14 protein-coding genes and 2 pseudogenes are annotated in these 17,506 nt (G+C 62.2%); 8 read left to right on the top strand and 8 right to left on the bottom strand.

The genetic code is table 11. The annotated features are described in order from the left end of the window. The 5 genes from ACYG97_RS05165 to ACYG97_RS05145 form a co-directional block, all read right to left on the bottom strand. The gene (locus tag ACYG97_RS05165; protein WP_023734237.1) at positions 1-1,968 is read right to left on the bottom strand and encodes a glycoside hydrolase family 127 protein; all 1,968 of its coding nucleotides are present in this window, start codon (positions 1,966-1,968) and stop codon (positions 1-3) included. A 38-nt stretch (positions 1,969-2,006) separates the two neighbouring features. Beyond that, positions 2,007-2,864: a carbohydrate ABC transporter permease gene (locus ACYG97_RS05160; protein ID WP_023734238.1), complete on the bottom strand. Its 858-nt coding sequence runs from the start codon at positions 2,862-2,864 to the stop codon at positions 2,007-2,009. After that, positions 2,864-3,784 (bottom strand): carbohydrate ABC transporter permease, encoded by a 921-nt coding sequence (locus tag ACYG97_RS05155; RefSeq protein ID WP_023689586.1) that lies wholly within the window; start codon positions 3,782-3,784, stop codon positions 2,864-2,866. The genes ACYG97_RS05160 and ACYG97_RS05155 overlap by 1 nt, the downstream gene beginning before the upstream one ends. 330 nt (positions 3,785-4,114) lie before the next feature. Beyond that, positions 4,115-5,353, bottom strand: coding sequence for an ABC transporter substrate-binding protein (locus ACYG97_RS05150; RefSeq protein ID WP_023689585.1), 1,239 nt, complete (start codon positions 5,351-5,353; stop codon positions 4,115-4,117). A gap of 69 nt (positions 5,354-5,422) precedes the next feature. Continuing rightward, the gene (locus tag ACYG97_RS05145) at positions 5,423-6,481 is read right to left on the bottom strand and encodes a LacI family DNA-binding transcriptional regulator (RefSeq protein WP_023734239.1); all 1,059 of its coding nucleotides are present in this window, start codon (positions 6,479-6,481) and stop codon (positions 5,423-5,425) included. A gap of 261 nt (positions 6,482-6,742) precedes the next feature. On the opposite strand from ACYG97_RS05145, the gene ACYG97_RS05140 reads away from it, so the two are divergent. Both ACYG97_RS05140 and ACYG97_RS05135 read left to right on the top strand, forming a co-directional pair. Then, complete coding sequence (locus ACYG97_RS05140) at positions 6,743-8,029, top strand: XRE family transcriptional regulator (RefSeq protein WP_023734240.1); 1,287 nt, start codon at positions 6,743-6,745, stop codon at positions 8,027-8,029. Positions 8,030-8,038: 9 nt separating this feature from the next. After that, a complete protein-coding gene (locus tag ACYG97_RS05135; protein WP_031203010.1) occupies positions 8,039-9,181 on the top strand; it encodes a beta family protein in 1,143 nt (380 codons plus the stop codon). 47 nt (positions 9,182-9,228) lie between these two features. Here the strand turns inward: ACYG97_RS05135 and ACYG97_RS05130 are convergent. The 3 genes and pseudogenes from ACYG97_RS05130 to ACYG97_RS05120 form a co-directional block, all read right to left on the bottom strand. After that, positions 9,229-9,401, bottom strand: a pseudogene (locus tag ACYG97_RS05130) (patatin-like phospholipase family protein); the annotation flags it as partial. Continuing rightward, entirely contained in the window at positions 9,394-10,755 is a 1,362-nt protein-coding gene (locus ACYG97_RS05125; RefSeq protein WP_023734243.1) for a hypothetical protein, read from the bottom strand. The pseudogene ACYG97_RS05130 and the gene ACYG97_RS05125, both read right to left, overlap by 8 nt. A 662-nt stretch (positions 10,756-11,417) precedes the next feature. Further along, positions 11,418-12,311 (bottom strand): LysR family transcriptional regulator, encoded by an 894-nt coding sequence (locus tag ACYG97_RS05120; RefSeq protein ID WP_023734244.1) that lies wholly within the window; start codon positions 12,309-12,311, stop codon positions 11,418-11,420. Between the two features lie 148 nt (positions 12,312-12,459). Here ACYG97_RS05120 and ACYG97_RS05115 point away from each other — a divergent pair. The 6 genes and pseudogenes from ACYG97_RS05115 to ACYG97_RS05090 all read left to right on the top strand — a co-directional run bounded on the left by ACYG97_RS05115 (position 12,460) and on the right by ACYG97_RS05090 (position 17,277). Further along, positions 12,460-13,649, top strand: a pseudogene (locus tag ACYG97_RS05115) (MFS transporter). Continuing rightward, entirely contained in the window at positions 13,646-14,116 is a 471-nt protein-coding gene (locus tag ACYG97_RS05110) for a cyclophilin-like fold protein (protein ID WP_023734245.1), read from the top strand. The pseudogene ACYG97_RS05115 and the gene ACYG97_RS05110 overlap by 4 nt, the downstream one beginning before the upstream one ends. Positions 14,117-14,135: 19 nt before the next feature. Continuing rightward, the gene (locus tag ACYG97_RS05105) at positions 14,136-14,531 is read left to right on the top strand and encodes a (R)-mandelonitrile lyase (RefSeq protein WP_023682960.1); all 396 of its coding nucleotides are present in this window, start codon (positions 14,136-14,138) and stop codon (positions 14,529-14,531) included. Between the two features lie 25 nt (positions 14,532-14,556). After that, positions 14,557-15,573 (top strand): zinc-dependent alcohol dehydrogenase family protein, encoded by a 1,017-nt coding sequence (locus tag ACYG97_RS05100; protein WP_023682961.1) that lies wholly within the window; start codon positions 14,557-14,559, stop codon positions 15,571-15,573. A 57-nt stretch (positions 15,574-15,630) separates the two neighbouring features. Continuing rightward, positions 15,631-16,065 carry a lipocalin-like domain-containing protein gene (locus ACYG97_RS05095; protein ID WP_027049660.1) on the top strand — a complete coding sequence of 145 codons (435 nt, stop codon included), beginning with the start codon at positions 15,631-15,633 and terminating at the stop codon, positions 16,063-16,065. A gap of 30 nt (positions 16,066-16,095) precedes the next feature. Then, a complete protein-coding gene (locus tag ACYG97_RS05090; RefSeq protein ID WP_156937222.1) occupies positions 16,096-17,277 on the top strand; it encodes an arabinose transporter in 1,182 nt (393 codons plus the stop codon). The last annotated feature ends 229 nt before the right edge of the window (positions 17,278-17,506 follow it).

The following is a 17,506-nucleotide window of genomic DNA, read 5'->3' as shown; positions in this document are numbered from 1 at the left end:
TCATCCGTCCCGCAGCCAGACCAGCATCTCGCCGGGTTCACGGTTGTCCCAGGCGTAGTAAGGAACGGCGGTGATTTTCGTCTCGCTCACCGCCGGCGGATCGGTGCGATAGAGCCCGGTTTCCCAGTTTTCCTGGGCTTCCTTGCTGGCAAGTGCCGAAAGCGTGACGATGCCGCCGAGCAGGTTCGGCTCGGCATGCGCCTGGATTTTTGCCGTTCGCGGCAGAGCGATCCGATGCAACTGGCCGGCATTGTCGGTCTCCTCGACGCAATAGATCAGCGGACCGCGCGCAAGTGCGACGCGGCCGATGTCCTGACGCACCTCCGGATTGGCGAACAGACGAGCGATCGACATTTCGAGATCGAGTTCGACCCGGTCGCCCTGGCGCCACTCGCGCCGGATCGCGGCATAGCCGTCGCTGGTGATGCCGTCCAGATCGACCGCGGCGCCGTTGATCTTGAGCGCCGCCTTGCCGCACCAGGAGGGGACGCGCAGGTGCAAGGTGAACTCGACCGGCGCTTCGGCTTCGATCCGGATCGAGACCGCGCCATCCCAAGGATAATTGCTGGTCTGAATCAGACTGACCGCCCGGTTCGATATATCGAAGCGCGCGGTGCTGTCGCCGTAGAGATGGACGGCCAGCGCATCATCCGACAGGGAGTAGAAATAGCTGCCGATGGAGGCGACCATGCGGCCGATATTGGGCGGGCAACAGGGGCAGCGATGCCATTTCCAGCGATTGTGCCTGCCCCGGCTCTCCAACGGGTTCTCGTAGAAGAACAGCGAGCCGTCGAGCGACAGGCCGGAGATCGAGCCGTTGTAGAGTGCCCGCTCCATCATGTCGGCGTAGCGGGCGTTGGGACCCATGCCGAGCATGCGACTGGCCCAGAACACGAGGCCGACCGAGGCACAGGTCTCGGCATAGGCGGTTTCGTTGGGCAGGTCGTAGTCGCTGGTAAAGCCCTCATTGTGCGCCGATGGCCCGAGGCCGCCGGTGATATAGAGGTTTTTGGTGGTGAGATCGTTCCACAGACGGTCGAGCGCTACCCTGAGCGTGTCGTCGCCATATTCGGTGGCGATGTCGGCCATGCCGGAATAGAGGTACATCGCCCTGACCGCATGGCCGACGACCTTGTCCTGCTCGCGCACCGGCTTGTGCGACTGGTTGTACTCATAAGTCTTGAAATGATAGGCCTTCGGATCGGCGCCGCGCGCACGCGCCTCCTCGTCGAAATAATGCGGCTGCTGCCCGCGCTGGTCGATGAAATACCTGGCCAGGTCCATGTATTTCTGCTCGCCGGTCGCCCGCGCCAGCTTGACCAGCGCCAGCTCGATCTCCTCATGGCCGCAATAGCCCTTCTTCTTGCCCGGCTCCGGACCGAAGGTGTCGGCGATATGGTCGACATAGCGGCACATGATATCCAGCAGCTTGCGCTTGCCGGTGGCCTGGTAGTAGGCGACCGCGCCTTCGATCAGATGGCCGGCGCAATAGAGCTCGTGGCAGTCGCGCAGATTGGTCCAGCGCTTGCCGGGCTGGATGCGCTGGTACCAGCTGGAGAGATAACCGTCTTCCTGCTGCAGTCTGCCGTAGAGGTCGATGACGGCATCGATCTTCGTCTCGAGTGCCGCATTCTTGCGCCGGTAGAGCGAATAGGCCGCGGTCTCGATGGTTTTGCCCCAATCGGAGTCCCAGAACATCTGCGTCGTCACCGTCGAGCCGGTGAAGCCGGGGCTGGCAGCCTCGTCGGGCGACGGCGAATGGAACGGAATGACGACGCCCGGCGAGGGCCGGTCCGGGTCGATCTGCTCCAGCATGCGCGCCTCGACGCAGCGCTCGTAGAGGATGTCGGCGGTGCGCGACGCCACGGCATCGACACGGTCGCCCCAGAAGCCGCGGACATCGACCTGCGGCACCGGCAGTGGGCGGAAGGCGAGTTTGCCGGGCTTGGCGGATGGTTGAACGGTCATCGTGTCACTCCGTTGGATATTGGTCATTTCACGGCGGGTCATTTCACCGCGCCGGCCATCAGGCCGCGGATGTAGAAGCGCTGCAGCAACAGGAAGAGCACCAGGCACGGCACCATCATCACGGTGACGCCCGCCTGCACCGCGCCCCAGTCGATGGCGCCGAAGCGACCGGACTGAAGTGCGGTCATCATGATCGGCAGCGTGAATTTGGACTGGTCGGTCATCAGCACGAGTGCTGCCAGGAACTCGTTCCAGGCGCCGAGGAAGGCGAACAGCGCGATGGTGACGATGCCCGGCCAGACCAGCGGCAACATCACCTTCAACAGCATGGTGACGTTGTTGGCGCCGTCCATGCGCGCGGCTTCCTCGATCTCGCGCGGCACCGCGTCGAAGGCGTTGCGCATCATGAAGATCGAGAACGGCAGCTGCAGCGTGGTGTAGACCAGGACCAGCCCGGTCAGCGTGTTGTGCAGACCGACCTTGGTCAGCACCAGGAAGATCGGCGTCAGGATCGACTGGAACGGGATCATGATCGTCGACAGGATGACGATGAACAGCGTGTCCTTCATGGGAAAGCGGAAGCGCGAAAAGCCGTAGCCGGCGAGCACGCTGACGATGACCGACAGGATCACCGTCATCGACGCGACATAGAGGCTGTTTTGCGCCGGCAGCCAGAGGCCGTCGCCAAAGGTGTTGAGCGTGCGGTAGTTCTCGACCGAAAACCCTGTCGTCGGCCATGGCGGCAGCGGCGGCTGGCGCGCCTCCTGCGCCGGCTTGAAGGTCGACAGCACGGCCCAGACGATCGGCGCGATGAACAGCGCGGACGCGATCATGCCGGTCGAATGCTCGGCGATCCTGAGCCAGAGGCGGCTGCTGCGGCTTCTTGCCTGCGCCATCAGTCGATGCCCTCCGGCTTGCGCAGCAGCCACAGCTGAACCAGGCTGAGCGCCACCAGGATGGCGAGCAGTATCATCGACAAAGCGGCGCCATAGCCGAGCTTGAACGAGACGAAGGACTGGTTGAAGATCCAGTAGACGGCGGTCAGCGTCTGGTTGCGCGGGCCGCCGCGCAGGATGATGTAGAACTGGTCGAAGGCGAGGATCGAGCCGGCGATCGACAGGATCAGCGCCAGCGCCAGCGTGCGGCGCATCAGCGGCAGGGTGATGGCGCGAAAGCGCGCGAACGGCCCTGCCCCGTCGATCATCGCCGCTTCCTGCAGATCGGTCGGGATCGACTGCAGGCCGGTCATCAGGATGATCATGGTGAAGCCCGCGACCTTCCAGACGACCATGGCGATGATCGACCAGAAGGCCGGCTGGAACGTCGCCAGCAGGTTGAACTTTTTCGCGGTCAGGCCGAGGTCGTAGGCGGCCGGGCTGAACAGGCCGGAATCGACATTGAGCAGCCACGACCACAGCAGGCTGGCCGAGGCGAAGCCGACGACCGCCGGCATGAAGAAGGACGTCCGGTAAAAGCCGGTCAGCTGCCTGGGCTTTTCGATGAACAGCGCCAGCGGAAAGGCGACGGCGAAGATCACGATGGTGACGATCACGGTGTAGTAGGCGGTGAAGCTCAGCGCGTTCCAGAAGCGATTGTCGCGCAGGATCGCCCGGTAATTGTCGAAGCCGATGTAAAAATGCTCGCCCATCAGCGGCCAGTTGTGCAGCGACATCCACGCCGTCATGCCGAGCGGGATGATGAAGAATACGACGACCAGCGCCACCGCCGGCGCGACATAGAGCAGGCCGATCCACTGCCGGCGGCCGGCACCGACCAGTTTTCTGGCGCGTGGCGGGGTGGTGGTGATGGCGGTCATTTACCCTCCCCCTTGTGGGGAGGGTCGCTGCGCAGCAGCGGGGTGGGGGTGCGGCGCCGGCCCCCCACCCGAACCTGCGGTCCGACTTCCCCGCAGGGGAGAGGTAGGGCGTCGGTGCGATGATTGAGAATGCCAGAGGTCATGCTGCTCTTCCGTTGGATCTCGTAGGGCGGTGGGACACACCTCCCCCACCCCGCTGCTGCGCAGCGACCCTCCCCACAAGTGGGAGGGTAAGGAGCGCCGGCCGCCCGTCCAGGGAGACGGACCGGGCGGCCGGATCAGGACCCGCGACGGCAGGGGCGTTGCACCGCCCTCGCCGCCGGCCAGTCCTTATTTCTGCGCCTGGTCGATGATCGACTGCATGGTCTCTTGTGCATTGGCGATGGCGCCATCGACGTCGTCGCCGAAGACGACCTCGTTGATCATCTGCGTCCACGGACCGTTGGCCGAGTTGATCAGGTCGTTGAACACCACGGAATAGGGCGTGCGGCCCTTGGCCATGGCTTCGGCGGCGATCTGGTAGCGCGGATCGAGATCCTTCAGCGCCTCCTTGGCGATGTCGCCGCGCACCGGCAGGCTGCCGTATTTGGCCAGGATGGTCTGGCCTTCGAGCGAATAGGCGAAGTCGAGAAACTCCTTCACCACAGCGAGCTTCTTGGTGCCCTTGGTGACGACGAAATTGTCGCCGCCGGCAAACGAAGACCAGCCGCTGTCCTTGCCCGGCAGGAAGGTGACGCCATAGTCGATATCCGGATACTGCGTGTTGAGTGCGCCGATGGCGAAGGCGCCGGACGGCGAAATGCCGATATTGCCGGTGGCGAAGGCGGCAAAGAAGTTGGCGCCGGTGTCGGTCTGCGCGCCGGCCGGCACCAGATCCTTCTTGACCATAGAGCGGTAGAGGTCGATGGCGCCACGCAGTTGCGGGCTGTCCAGCGTCGCCTTCGAGCCGTCCTCGGAGAGGATGTCGCCGCCCGAGGCCCAGATCAGCGGCGTGAAGGTAAAGATGTTGCAGCCGCCGCAATTGCCGGAGAAGTAGAAGCCCTTGATGTCGCCGCCAAGCGCATTGACCTTTTCGGCATCGGCCTCGATCTCGGCCCAGTTGGCCGGCCCCTTGTCGGGATCGAGCCCCGCCTGCTTGAACAGCTTCTTGTTCCAGATCAGCACCGAGGCGTCGGCCGAGAACGGCAGCCCATAAATGTGGTCCTTGTAGGTGCCGGTCTTGACATGCGCCGGCGACAGGCTGGCGAAATAGGGCAGCGATTTCGCCCAGTCGGTGATGTCCTCAAGCTGGCCGGCGGCGGCAAAGGACGGCGTGTAGATCAGGTCGAGCGACAGCGCGTCGGGCGCCGTGCCGCCGGCGGCGGCGGCGCCATATTTCGGGATGATCTCGGCATTGGGAATGATGTCCAGCTTGACCTGGTTCTCATGGCCCTTGTTGAAGGCATCGACGATGCGCGGCATGAAGTTCGAGCCGTCGGCGCGAACCCAGATGTTGGCGGTGTCGGCGGCCATTGCAGGCAAGGCAATGATGCTCGCGGCGAGCGCGAACCCGGTAATCACGGTCTTCATGGTTTTCCTCCTCATGGTTCTGTTCTCCTCCCTGTTGCGGCGCTCCCTTAGATGGCGCCGCACGTTCTCCTAGCCGCCCGGCGGACGGCCGCATGACTGACGCACCACCAGCCGGCACGGCAGTTTTCGAATGCCCGGCGCGGCGGGTTGGCCGCCGACGAGCGAAAGCAGTGTGAGGCCGGCCTCGCGGCCGAGCGCCGCCAGGTTCATGTCGACCGAGGTCAGCGGCGGGCGGGTTGCCTCGGCCACGATCTCCCAATTGTCGAAGCCGACGACGCCGACGTCGCCAGGCACGCCTAAGCCGCGCTCGCGCAGCGCATCGATGACGCCGCGCGCGATCTGGTCGTTGCCGCAGAACACGGCGTCGGGTTTCTCTCCCTTCTTGTTGAAGAGCGTTGGGCCGTCGAACAGCTTTCCGACGGCTTCATGCCCCCAGGCTTCCGACCACGAACCGAGCAAGGGCTCGCTCACAGGCAGGCCGTGGGCGGCCAGCACATCGCGAAAAGCCTGTGCCCGCTCATTCACCACGGCAAAACTTTCGGGACCGCTGACATGGGCGATGCGCCGACGCCCGAGCCGGCAAAAATGCTCGACCGCCAGCCGCGCTCCGCCGGCATCGTCGGAGACGAAGGCGATGGCATCGGGATCGGGCTGGCTGAAGGCGTAGATCACGGGCACGCCGAGATTGGCGAGGTCGACCGGCAAATGGCGGTCGATGCGCTTGCCGCTGGCGATTATGCCGTCGATGCGCTTGTCCAGCATCGCCTCGACATGCAGCTGCGCCAGCCGCGGGTCGTCCTCGACATTGCACAGGAACACCGACACGCCGGCATCGACCAGCGCGTCCGAAATGCCCGACATGACCGGCAGCGAAAAGCGGCCATAGGTATCGTTGGTCAACAGGCCGACGGTAAAGGAGCGCCGCCGCAGCAGGCTCTGCGCCAGGCTGTTGGGGCGAAAGCCGAGCCGCTGCGCCGTCTCGCGAATGCGCAGCCGCGTCTCGGCGGTCATCCGCCCCTGCCCGTTCAGCGCCTTCGACGCCGTGGCCACACTGACGCCAGCCGTCGCCGCCACTTCACGCAGGGTGACGGGTTGTTTGGTGGGTGGTGGCGAGGTTTCGGAGGCCATTGTTCGGGTGTCGATCCTCGGTTGGGAAAAGGTTTTCTCTTACTGGCCCCTGTGTCGATATAGGTGGGTGGCGGATGCTGCGGGAGTTGGGAAAAGGTTTTCTCTGCGGGAGACTAGGATGAGAATTTGGGGATGGCAAGGGGTTGGGTTGGAAGATCAGATGACCGGCAGGGTTTCTACGAAATCTTTCCAGTTGATATTACAGGGGCCCAAAGCGGTTGCGATTGACACAACAAATTTGTTGTGTCATGCCATGGAGCAATGATTGCTGGGACATTCATATCAACAGAACGCCAAGCACGGGACGCAGAAGACGCGATCGCAGAATTGGATCGTGCGTTATCGTCAGAGCATGTCCTGAAGTCGATAGTAGAAGGACTCCCTCAGGAGGTCATCAACGGTGTTCGCCGCTCTTTGGCAACCGACCGTCGCGAGCGCGCTCACCTCCTACTAGCTTATCAGAAGGCACGTGCTGGGGATTTTTCGATCCTAAGGGAGCAGGCAGGAAACGACCCTGGCACGTTCCTTATCGTGGCGCGGATAATTAGGAAGCTGTCCCAAAAGGATCTTGCCCGAAAGCTTGGTCTGCGTGAACAGGCCATTCAACGCTGGGAGGCTGAAAAGTACCGCTCGATTAGCCTGTCGAATTATCAAAAAGTGGCACAGACACTCGGCGTGCGTTGGCAGATGAGCGATATTGTCCCCAACGATAGCCAATGGTCGCCTCTCTATGACGTAACACGGGACGATCTGAGCAAAGTCCTTCGGCATGCCCGAGATAAGGGCTGGCTGGATGCTGCTGACACCTCAGATGAAAACGCCATCGCAACCCTCGTTCGATATGTAGGTGATCACGTCAATCGCTATGGGACTCCTTCGCTTCTGAGAACTGGACTGAATGCAGTCGATCATTCTCAGGACTGGTCCCTTCTTTCGTGGAAAGCCCAAGTCACCCGTCGCGCTGAGGTAGTTATCATCCACGCCAAACCTAGATACCGGCCGATCAACGTCTCGTGGCTTGTTGATGTAGCCCGGCTCAGTCAGTTTGAAGATGGTCCGAAGCGCGTTAGAGACCTCCTGTTGGAAAACGGGATTGTGTTGATCGCGGAGCCTCAGATTCCCGGAATGTCCGTGGACGGCGCTGCATTTCTTGCAGACGACGTTCCGGTCATCGGCTTGACGTTACTGCGTGATACTGTCGATAATTTCTGGTTCACGCTTCTTCACGAGATCGCACACATCATTCTCCACTATCGGACCGGACTCTCCGCCGGCTTCTTTGACGACGTTACATCGCCAGAGGCTGACGAGTTTGAGAAAGAGGCAAACCGATTTGCCGAGAATCTTCTAATCCCCGAAGAAATCTGGGTACGCTCGCCTGCCAGAATCTCGAAGACAGCCGAGCCGATTGAAAAGCTTGCGAATCAGCTCAAGATCAATCCTGCAATCGTGTTCGGCAGGATTCGTATGGAGCGCAACGACTACAGCATTTTCTCAAACAAGATTGGCAGAGGCACGGTGCGCAAGCAGCTTCTGAATCAGAGTTAGGAGCCAAGAATGGCTGCAATCAGCAAACCTCTCTATGTCCCTGCCCTACGCATGAAATCCGGAGAGCTCATGGGCGTTCGGGATCTTGCGGCGGACGTGGCCGACTGCATCACGCCAAGGATGATCGTGCCGCCTCGGAGCGAGCGCGACAATGAACTCCAGGCTAGGCTATTCACTGACGCTACGTTCCCTGACATCAGCAATGCTTTGGCTGCACATTGGCGTCGCGACGTATTGGTGGAAGCGACGCATCTGCTTGATGAATTCGGCCGGAATCGTATGGGCCTTTGGCTCCCGAAGATGTTCGAGGATGCCCGCAAGGCAAATGCGCGCCCCATTCCGCTGGTTAAAATCAATGACCTCTTGAAAGATGATCTAACAGCCTACAAGGCAGCCATCGACACACTCGCCACGTTGAAGTTTGGCATCGTCTTCTCGTCCGGGGATCTAGCCGACAACGAACTTCTCAAGCAGGTGTTGGGCGCCATCGACAAGCTGGGGCTTGATCCGAAAGATTGCCTGGTCATCGCGGATTTCAGCGACTCCGATTTCTCAAACGCCGAATACGTGGCGCCCGTTATCACCGGTGTCCTTGACACCCTCCAATCGTCGGCACTTTGGCAGCAGATCGTTTTTCAAGGCACAAACTTCCCCGAGAAAAATCCCGCAGCTCCTGGATCACGCGCGATCGTGCCACGCAATGAATGGATCGCTTGGAAACGAGCCATCCGCTTCGATCCGCAGACCGCCGACTATATGATCTTCGGCGACTACGCTGCTGACTGCGCCAAGATGGTCTTCACGACCGGCGGTGGCGCACCTGCCATTCGGCATTATCGCTATGCCACGCCGGATGCGTGGCTTGTCCAACGCGGTACAGATCATGGAACTCACACAGCAATCATGAGAGCCGTCTGCAAAGAGATTTTGGCAAGTGGAGAATTCGCGGGGCGCACATTCTCGTCGGCCGACGAATACATCTTTCGAACGGCTAACAATGCAGGCGGACCGGGCGGCGCAAAAGAATGGCGAGCTATCAACACCACCCATCACATCACCCGCGTGGTGGCCGATATTGGAACCATACGCGGCGTTCAGTTCAAGCGATCGGTCGTCGAGCCTCTCGGCGACCAAATGCTGCTATTTGTATAGCAGGCGGCACGGTTCTGGGACTTTGCAGTAAGGCGGGGCACTGTTGGCTTGTTGGCAATGATCGACTGCATCATCAGCTGGGTGGCGAACATCAAGTCGACCGAGGTTCGTTACACTCGACCTCGGTCGGCGCGCCGACCACATCGATGACGATAATGGCGTCGGCGTCGTGCTCGATCAGGTCGAAAGGCATCGGGTCATCGATGCCGCCGTCAATCAGATTCCTCACTCCAGTGCACACCTTGCCGCCCTTCGCCTTCGGGTGAAACAAGCATATGTCCAGGCAGTGGCCAGCGCGTGCGATGAGAGCCGATCCTATACGGCACCATCGTCTCAGTAATAGCCCAACTTTCGTCCTTCCGAGTTGTCGCCTCAGGTACGAAATAGTTCCCATAAACCCATCGCAGACGGGACTTACTTGGGGCGAAAGAGCGCGCTTCAAAAGTATTGAAAATGTGCCGTGCGAGATCAACATTTGCGCCGGCGTAGGTTTCGACACCAATATGGATCACGCCCGGCCGATCGGGTGGTAACTGGCCCTCAGCATTTGCGAGAGTACTGCGGAAGTGCCGCGCCTTTTGACGAACAGCCGCCCTTGACTGGCTTCGCCAACTGACAACGCTCGCTTGGTAGACAGCTTGTGCATACGACGGTCTAGACGGAGCTGGTCGCCATTTGGCAGCCATACTGTGATCTGCCTCGTGGACATAGTAGCCAACCAAAAGTTCGATCATGCGACTAGCGCCAAAGTATACATCGTCCTTGGCCAGCACCTTTCGCGCCAATGGCCAGTTAACGGGTTTGACGCGACCTTTGGAAATTTCATCGTCCCAATTGCTCGCAGATATCTTCTTAATCGCGCCTTGTACGAGCACAACAAGATAATCTTCAGGTACGTCAGCAAGTTCGATCTTGTACATCACTTCAACCACGACAGATATACCCATCTCTAATGAGAGGGCATGGACTGGATCGGCCAACTTCATCCCACGCAGCTTTTCCCGCGCCGCGTACGGCGACGGTGCGAGCCGCTTACACTCCACTGCCCATCGACTCCTTGGCCGGAAGACATGCAGGTCCGGAGTTCGTCCACGCCCCGGAGTTTCCTGTACGAACTCGACTCGTTCCCATCCGCCGCGACGGTACGCGAGCGCGACTAGCAACTCGAATATGCTGCCATCAGGCTGGCGTCGTTCTGCCAACATTGTGCGATCCGCCCGTTCCTCAACACCTTTCACGGTGAGTAAAAGCGGGAGCTCCTTACCTATCCGGGTGAGAAAAGGCACCACCCGCATCACGCCCTCCGGGCTCCAATAGGCGCGGTCGGTAGCATAGGTTTCCGCCTGAAGGATATACCATGCCACCGTATCTGCCGGATCGTAGAGGGGTGCCTGCACCCCTTCACGCATGCGCTCTCGCGACGATGCGAGATAGGCCTTCACAGCGTCGATCCGACGCTCCATGTCACTGCGTGGCACGAATGACTTGAGCCAGGTAACAGCAAGCATCAATTCATCGTCGCGCCAGTCCTGACCGGTGGGGGGCGCGGTCCAATCTGGATCGATCGTCTGCATTCAAGCACAATTCGTTTCAGTCAAGCAGTATGCGAGACGTTGGCTGCCAATATCTATCTCAACGTATGAAGATTGGCCATCTGGCGGATTTGTCGCTATTGAGCGAGGGTCTATGCCGACATCACCAATCGCTCGCCTTCGCTTTAGAGCGCTGCTGACCGGTTGCTCATCAAGGCACCTATCTTGATGAAATCGAGCAAGCCTTGTTCGACACCGAAACGCCGCACCTCCCCTCAAAACACAGGTCATCAGTGGCAGCGCCGACCTTCGCGCCAGCGATTGAAAATCTGGAACGCCAAGGGCGGCGCTCTCTCTCCCTTGATACCACGGAGGCTGAAGCCCCCCGCAAGAGCCAAGGCGGGCCGGGCAAATCCCCGCCCCACCCAGACACACTCCAGAAACAAAATTCAACAGTTCGGAAAAACCGGCGAAAAGATTGGGTGGCATAAGCTTCCCGGTCGGGATTCCGGGTTCTTCCTTTTTGGCAGCGTCGGTCCTCCACAAACAACGGTTAAATCGCAGCGGCGGCACAAGCCTGCTCCAGCGGCGGCATGAACAGCCGGGCGATGCCGGGCGAGGGCGAGAGAGTATGGACATGGACTACGATATCGCCGGGCAGAACCTGCCATTTACCAAGCTCAGCTTCATGATCCAAACAGGTGTCATATGCGATGGCGGAGCGCGTCGATGATCACCGCCATGGCAGGGGAGAGCTGTCGCCTGCTCGGATAATAGAGGTGATAGCCGGCAAAAGGCGGGCTCCAGTCGTCAAGCACGAGCCTGAGGCGTCCATCGGCGATGTGGTGGCTGACGAGGTTTTCCGGGACATAGGCGATGCCGAAGCCGCTTGTCGCAGCCTCGATCATGGGAATGGACGAATTGAAGGTGAGTTGGCCTTCCACCCGCACACGAAGGTCGCGGCCATCCCTGGCGAATTCCCAGGCATACAATCCGCCGAACGTCGCCTGCCGCATATTGATGCAGTCGTGATCGACCAGGTCCTGGGGCGCGGTCGGAACCGGATGGCGGGAAAAGTAGTCCGGCGAAGCCACGGCCACGAGCCTCCAATCGGGCCCGATGCGCACTGCGATCATATCCCTGTCGATGCTCTCGCCAAGCCGCACGCCTGCGTCGAAGCGCTCCTCCACAATGTTCTTCATGCCGTTGTCGCTGTAGAGCTCGACGCGCACGTCTGGATTGTCGCTGAGCAAGAGCTGGAGCTTCGGCCAGACGGTCGTCTGGAGCGCATGGTCGGACAGGGTGATGCGGACCGTTCCGGAGGGCTTGTCGCGAAAGGCCACCAGGCTTGCGAGGTCGGATTCGATTTCCTCGAAGCGGGGAACGAGAGATTGAAAAAGTCGCTCGCCGGCCTCGGTCGGAGAGACGCTCCGCGTCGTACGCGTCAGCAGGCGGACGCCAAGACGAGCTTCAAGCTCCTTGATTGTCGAACTCAGGGTCGACTGCGAGGTGCCGAGCTTGGCCGCCGCCCTGGTGAAACTGCGCTCCCGGGCGACCGCCACGAACCAGAGCAGATCCTTCATGCCATCGCGCTGCATAGGGCACCTCCCATCGGACATTCATATCATGAGCAGATAAGTCCATGCGGATTGCTTAGTCTACTTAAATGGGTTCCCCTGCAATATCTTCTGGCAGCGACGGGAATTTGCGGCTGATCCGTCCGGTCGCTTTGCCAGGATGCCAATCATGGAAACCACATACGACACAAGGCTTGTCGAAGACCGCGCCGCATGGGGCGCGGTGTTGTCGATGGCGCTGTGTGTTTTCGTGCTCATCGCGTCGGAATTCATGCCGGTCAGCCTGCTGTCGCCGCTAGCGGCCGATCTCGGCATCACCGAGGGCCGCGCGGGACAGGCGATCTCGATTTCGGGCGCTTTCGCCGTGGTGACCAGCCTGCTGGTCGCCGGCCTCACGCGCCACATCGACCGCCGACTGGTCGTGACCGGCTTCACCCTCCTCCTCATCGTGTCGGGGCTGGCTGTCACCTTCGCGCCGAACTACGCCTTCCTCATGGTCGGCCGGGCGCTGCTCGGCATCGCGATCGGCGGGTTCTGGTCGATGTCGACCGCGATCGTCATGCGCCTCGTGCCGCAAGACATGGTTCCGAAGGGTCTCGCCATGCTGAACGCCGGCAATGCCATTGCGGCCACCATCGCCGCGCCGCTGGGCAGTTTTCTTGGCGCCTATGTCGGCTGGCGCGGCGCTTTCTTCCTCGTCGTGCCGTTTGGCCTCCTGGCGCTGGCCTGGCAATGGACAAGCCTGCCGGCGCTGCCGCCGCGCCGCAGGAAGCGTGCCGGCAATCCGCTGACGCTGCTCGGCCGTCTTCCGTTGCCACCGGCATGGCGTCGATCATGATGCTGTTCATGGGTCAGTTCGCGCTCTTCACCTATCTGCGGCCCTTCCTCGAGAACGTCACCCGGCTCGACATCGCCGCCCTCTCGGCGGTCCTGCTGGCGATGGGGCTGGCCGGGGTGCTCGGCACATGGTGCGTCGGCCGGCTTTTGCGCACGCGTCTGTTCAGCATCCTCACCGTCATCCCGCTGGTCATGGCTGCGCTGGCCGCCGCGCTCATCGCCTTCGGTGCACTCCCAGGTCCCACAGCGCTGCTGCTCGTTGCCTGGGGCTTCTTCGGCATGGCCGCGCCGGTTGGTTGGGGCACGTGGCTCAGCCGAACGTTGCCGAACGACGCGGAGGCCGGCGGCGGGTTGCAGGTTGCCGTCATCCAGCTCGCCATCACCGGCGGCGCCGCGATCGGCGGCACGCTCTTCGATACGGTCGGCTGGCGGGGACCGTTCACTCTGGGCGCGGTGCTGCTCTGCGGATCGGCGCTCGCCGCCCTTGCCGCAGCGCATATGGCCCGGAGGTCTTTGCCGTGACGAACGAACATGCGCCGCTCAGCCGCCGGACATTGCTCGGCGCCGCGCTCGCGGCGGCGGCCCTGCCTCGCACAGCCGCCGGCCAGGAAGGCCAATCTCCCGTCAGCCAGGAGCCCACCGACATGAAGATCAGGATGGTTTTCAACGGCCGCACCATGACCGCCACGCTCTACGACAATCCGTCGGCGCACGACTTCTTCTCCATGCTGCCGCTCGACCTCGAAATCGAGGACTACGCCCATAACGAGAAGATCGCCTATCTGCCGCGCAAGCTGACCGAGGAGGGAAGCGGTCCGTTCGCCGACGAGCAGCCCTATGACCTGTGCTATTTCATGCCGTGGGGCAACCTGGCCATGTTCTACGCCGACTACCGCCATCCGGGGCTGATCAGGCTTGGCCGCTTCGACGAGGGCGAGCAGGCCCTGCACATTCGCGGCAAATTCCCGCTTCGCATCGAACGCATTTGAGGACGCAAAGGAGATCACCATGGACATTCTTCGCGCCGGCACCAGGCCTTCCGGCAAGGGACCGCCTGACTGGTTCACCGGAACGGTGCGGATCGATCCGCTCTTCAATCCCTTCGACGCCGAGCGGGTTCAAGGCGCACAGGTGACCTTCGAGCCCGGCGCCCGCACCGCCTGGCACACGCATCCGCTCGGCCAGACGCTGATCGTCGTCTCCGGCCTCGGTCGCGTGCAGCGCGAAGGTGGCCCGGTCGAGGAAATCCATCCGGGCGATGTCGTCTGGTTCGCTCCCGGCGAAAAGCACTGGCACGGCGCGTCGCCTCGGACCGCCATGACCCACATCGCCCTCCAGGAGGTCAAGGACGGCAAGGTCGTGGACTGGCTGGAACATGTCAGCGACGCCGACTACGGCGGCTGATCTTCTCCCCTCGGAAGGAACCAACATGCTTGCAACCGTTCTTCACAAACCGGGCGACATACGCTGCGAGGAAATCGCCGATCCGAAAATCATGCGGCCGACGGACGCCATCATCAAGCTGTCGGCAAGCTGCATCTGCGGCTCGGACCTGTGGCCCTATCGCGGGCTGCAGCCGGTCGCCGGGCCGATGCATATGGGCCACGAATATTGCGGCATCGTCGTCGAGGTCGGCGCAGAGGTGCGCACGGTCCGCCCCGGCCAGTTCGTCGTCGGGTCATTCTGCCTCTCGGACAATACCTGCCCGCATTGCCGCTTCGGCTTCCAGTCGTCTTGCGTGCAGCGCGAGTTCATGTCGGGCGCGCAGGCGCCTTACGCTCGCGTACCCTTGGCCGATGGCACACTGGTCGCCACCGCCGAGGTGCCGCCGGCCGACCTCATCCCTGACCTGCTGGCGGTGTCCGATGTGCTCGGCACCGGCTGGTATGCGGCCGACGCAGCCGAGGTCCGCGAAGGATCGACGGTGGTGGTGGTCGGCGACGGTGCGGTCGGCCTGATGGGCGTGCTTGCGGCCAAGGAGATGGGCGCCGAGCGCATCATCGCCATGAGCCGGCACGCCAGCCGCCAAAAGCTCGCCCGCGAGTTCGGCGCCACCGACATCGTCGCTGAGCGCGGCGAGGAAGGCGTGGCCCTCATCAAGGAACTCACCAAGGGCGTCGGCGCGGACTCCGTGCTGGAATGCGTCGGCACGGGAGAATCCTTCGACCAGGCGCTGGCCTGCTCCCGCCCCGGCGGCACCATCGGCTATGTCGGCGTGCCGCACGGCGTGAACTTCGACGGCCAAAAACTATTCTTCGGCCAGAAACGCATGCTGGGCGGCCCGGCGCCGGTGCGCCGCTTCCTGCCCGACCTGATGGACCGTGTGCTGCAAGGTCGGATCATGCCCGGCAAGGTCTTCGACCTCAAGCTGCCGTTGGCCGAGGTCGCTGAAGGCTATCGCGCCATGGACGAGCGTCGCGCCATCAAGGTCATGCTTTCGGTGTGAGCAAGATCGGCCGGACGGCCTGTGCGCACCCACAACTCAGAAAAGGAACAACGACATATGACTATGAGATTAAAGATTGCCGCCCTTGCGCTTGCCCTTTCGGTCGCCACGCCGGCTCTCTCGCAAGAATCCGCGATCATCGGCGCATGGCGCATGATTTCGCTCGAGGCCGGCTCCGAGGGAAACCTGAAGCCCGTGTCCTATTCCGGCCAGGTCATCTTCACCGAGGCCGGCACCCTCTCGGTGCAGGCGCAGAACCCCGACCCCAAGGCGCCGGACACGCCTTACACGGCGAATGGCTACGAAGCCTATTACGGGCCGGTCGCCATCAACGACCAGGACAAGACCTTCGTCATCACCATCGAGTCCTCCCTGGTCCGCAACCTTGTCGGGAAGAGCATGAAACGCAAATTCGAGGTCTCGGACAACAAACTCGTCCTCACGCCTGACAACCCGGCCGAAGGCTGGCGCGTAACCTACGAACGCTACTGATCCGAACAGTTGGGCTGCCGATTGACCAAAATGGCGCGGATGTCAGACCGAAATGGCGTCATGGCGGAACTGGTGCCGATCATGGCGGCTGTCTTCGCCGGCTTCCTGCTGATCGGCCTGGCGCTACCCGTCCTGCCGCTGCATCTTCACCAGCAGCTTGGCTTCGGCCCCTTCGCAGTGGGACTGGTGACGGGCAGCCAGTTCGTCGCCTCGATGCTGTCGCGCATCGGGGCTGGAAACTATGCCGATGGACGCGGCGGCAAGCGCGCCGTCGTCATCGGCCTCATTGCCGCTGCCCTTGCCGGGCTATTTTACCTCGGCTCGCTGGCATTGCTCGACCGGCCGGTAGCGTCCGCATCCGCGCTGTTCGCCGGACGGGCGGTACTGGGCGCGTCCGAGAGCTTCATCATCACCGGCGGCGTCGCCTGGGGCCTCTCCGTTGCGGGCGGACAGAACTCCGGAAAAGTCATAGCCTGGGTGGGCACGGCGATGTTTGCGGCGCTCGCGCTAGGAGCGCCGGTCGGATCTGCGCTCTATGCAGCGAGCGGTTTCACCGCGATCGCACTCGCGACGATCGTCCTGCCGCTGGCGACGCTGCTTGCCATCCTGCCGATGCGCGGCACCGGCGCCGTCGCGGGCAGCGCGCCGCAGTCATGGAGGAGCGTGGCGAAAGCGGTCTGGCTTCCTGGCGTCGGAGCTGCTTTCAGCAGCCTCGGCTATGGTGCTATTCTGGGCTTCGGCGCCCTGCTCTTCGCCGAGCGGGGCTGGCAGCCGGTCTGGCTTCCCTTCACGGCCTATGCCGCGTCGCTGATCGTGGCAAGGCTGTGCTTCGGCCACCTGCCCGACAGGCTTGGGGGCGCACGCGTCGCTGTGATCTTCGTCGCGGTCGAGGCGGCAGGGCTGATGCTGATCTGGCTTGCGACCGGGCCTGTCGTCGCCGCGATCGGAGCGGGCCTGACTGGCCTCGGCTACTCGCTGGTCTATCCCGGCCTCGGCGCCGAGGCCGTAGGCCGTCTTCCGTCGCGCAGCCGCGGCCTGGCCATGGGACTCTACACCGTCTTCCTCGACGTGGCGCTCGGCTTCGGCAGTCCGGCGCTCGGCTTGGTCGCCGCGTCGACCGGGCTGCAATTCGTCTTCTTGGCCGTCGCGGCGGCGACGCTTCCGGCGTTGGGCATCGCTCTGCTGCTGGGTCGCCGTAGCGCTCCAAGATAGACAGCTCGCCGGCGCCGTCCGCATGAGGTTCGCTCATAGTCTCTTTCCGGGCTGCCACCAACGCTGAAGCCCTCCCCCGCAAGGTGCAGCGAGCGGCCGGCCAAGCTCCCCGCCCAGACACACTCCAGAAACAAAATTCAACAGTTCGGAAAAACCGGCGAAAAGATCGGGTGGCATAAGCTTCCCCGTCGGGATTCCGGGCACTTCCTTTTTGGAAGCCCTCCACCAA

The organism is Mesorhizobium sp. W067 (assembly GCF_054719525.1).
This window is presented reverse-complemented; position numbering and strand designations above follow the sequence as displayed.

Coding starts and splice junctions, on each gene's coding strand:
- ACYG97_RS05165 (WP_023734237.1), bottom strand. CDS start 1,968: ATGACCGTTCAACCATCCGCCAAGCCCGGCAAACTCGCCTTCCGCCCA.
- ACYG97_RS05160 (WP_023734238.1), bottom strand. CDS start 2,864: ATGGCGCAGGCAAGAAGCCGCAGCAGCCGCCTCTGGCTCAGGATCGCC.
- ACYG97_RS05155 (WP_023689586.1), bottom strand. CDS start 3,784: ATGACCGCCATCACCACCACCCCGCCACGCGCCAGAAAACTGGTCGGT.
- ACYG97_RS05150 (WP_023689585.1), bottom strand. CDS start 5,353: ATGAAGACCGTGATTACCGGGTTCGCGCTCGCCGCGAGCATCATTGCC.
- ACYG97_RS05145 (WP_023734239.1), bottom strand. CDS start 6,481: ATGGCCTCCGAAACCTCGCCACCACCCACCAAACAACCCGTCACCCTG.
- ACYG97_RS05140 (WP_023734240.1), top strand. CDS start 6,743: ATGATTGCTGGGACATTCATATCAACAGAACGCCAAGCACGGGACGCA.
- ACYG97_RS05135 (WP_031203010.1), top strand. CDS start 8,039: ATGGCTGCAATCAGCAAACCTCTCTATGTCCCTGCCCTACGCATGAAA.
- ACYG97_RS05125 (WP_023734243.1), bottom strand. CDS start 10,755: ATGCAGACGATCGATCCAGATTGGACCGCGCCCCCCACCGGTCAGGAC.
- ACYG97_RS05120 (WP_023734244.1), bottom strand. CDS start 12,311: ATGCAGCGCGATGGCATGAAGGATCTGCTCTGGTTCGTGGCGGTCGCC.
- ACYG97_RS05105 (WP_023682960.1), top strand. CDS start 14,136: ATGGACATTCTTCGCGCCGGCACCAGGCCTTCCGGCAAGGGACCGCCT.
- ACYG97_RS05100 (WP_023682961.1), top strand. CDS start 14,557: ATGCTTGCAACCGTTCTTCACAAACCGGGCGACATACGCTGCGAGGAA.
- ACYG97_RS05095 (WP_027049660.1), top strand. CDS start 15,631: ATGACTATGAGATTAAAGATTGCCGCCCTTGCGCTTGCCCTTTCGGTC.
- ACYG97_RS05090 (WP_156937222.1), top strand. CDS start 16,096: ATGGCGCGGATGTCAGACCGAAATGGCGTCATGGCGGAACTGGTGCCG.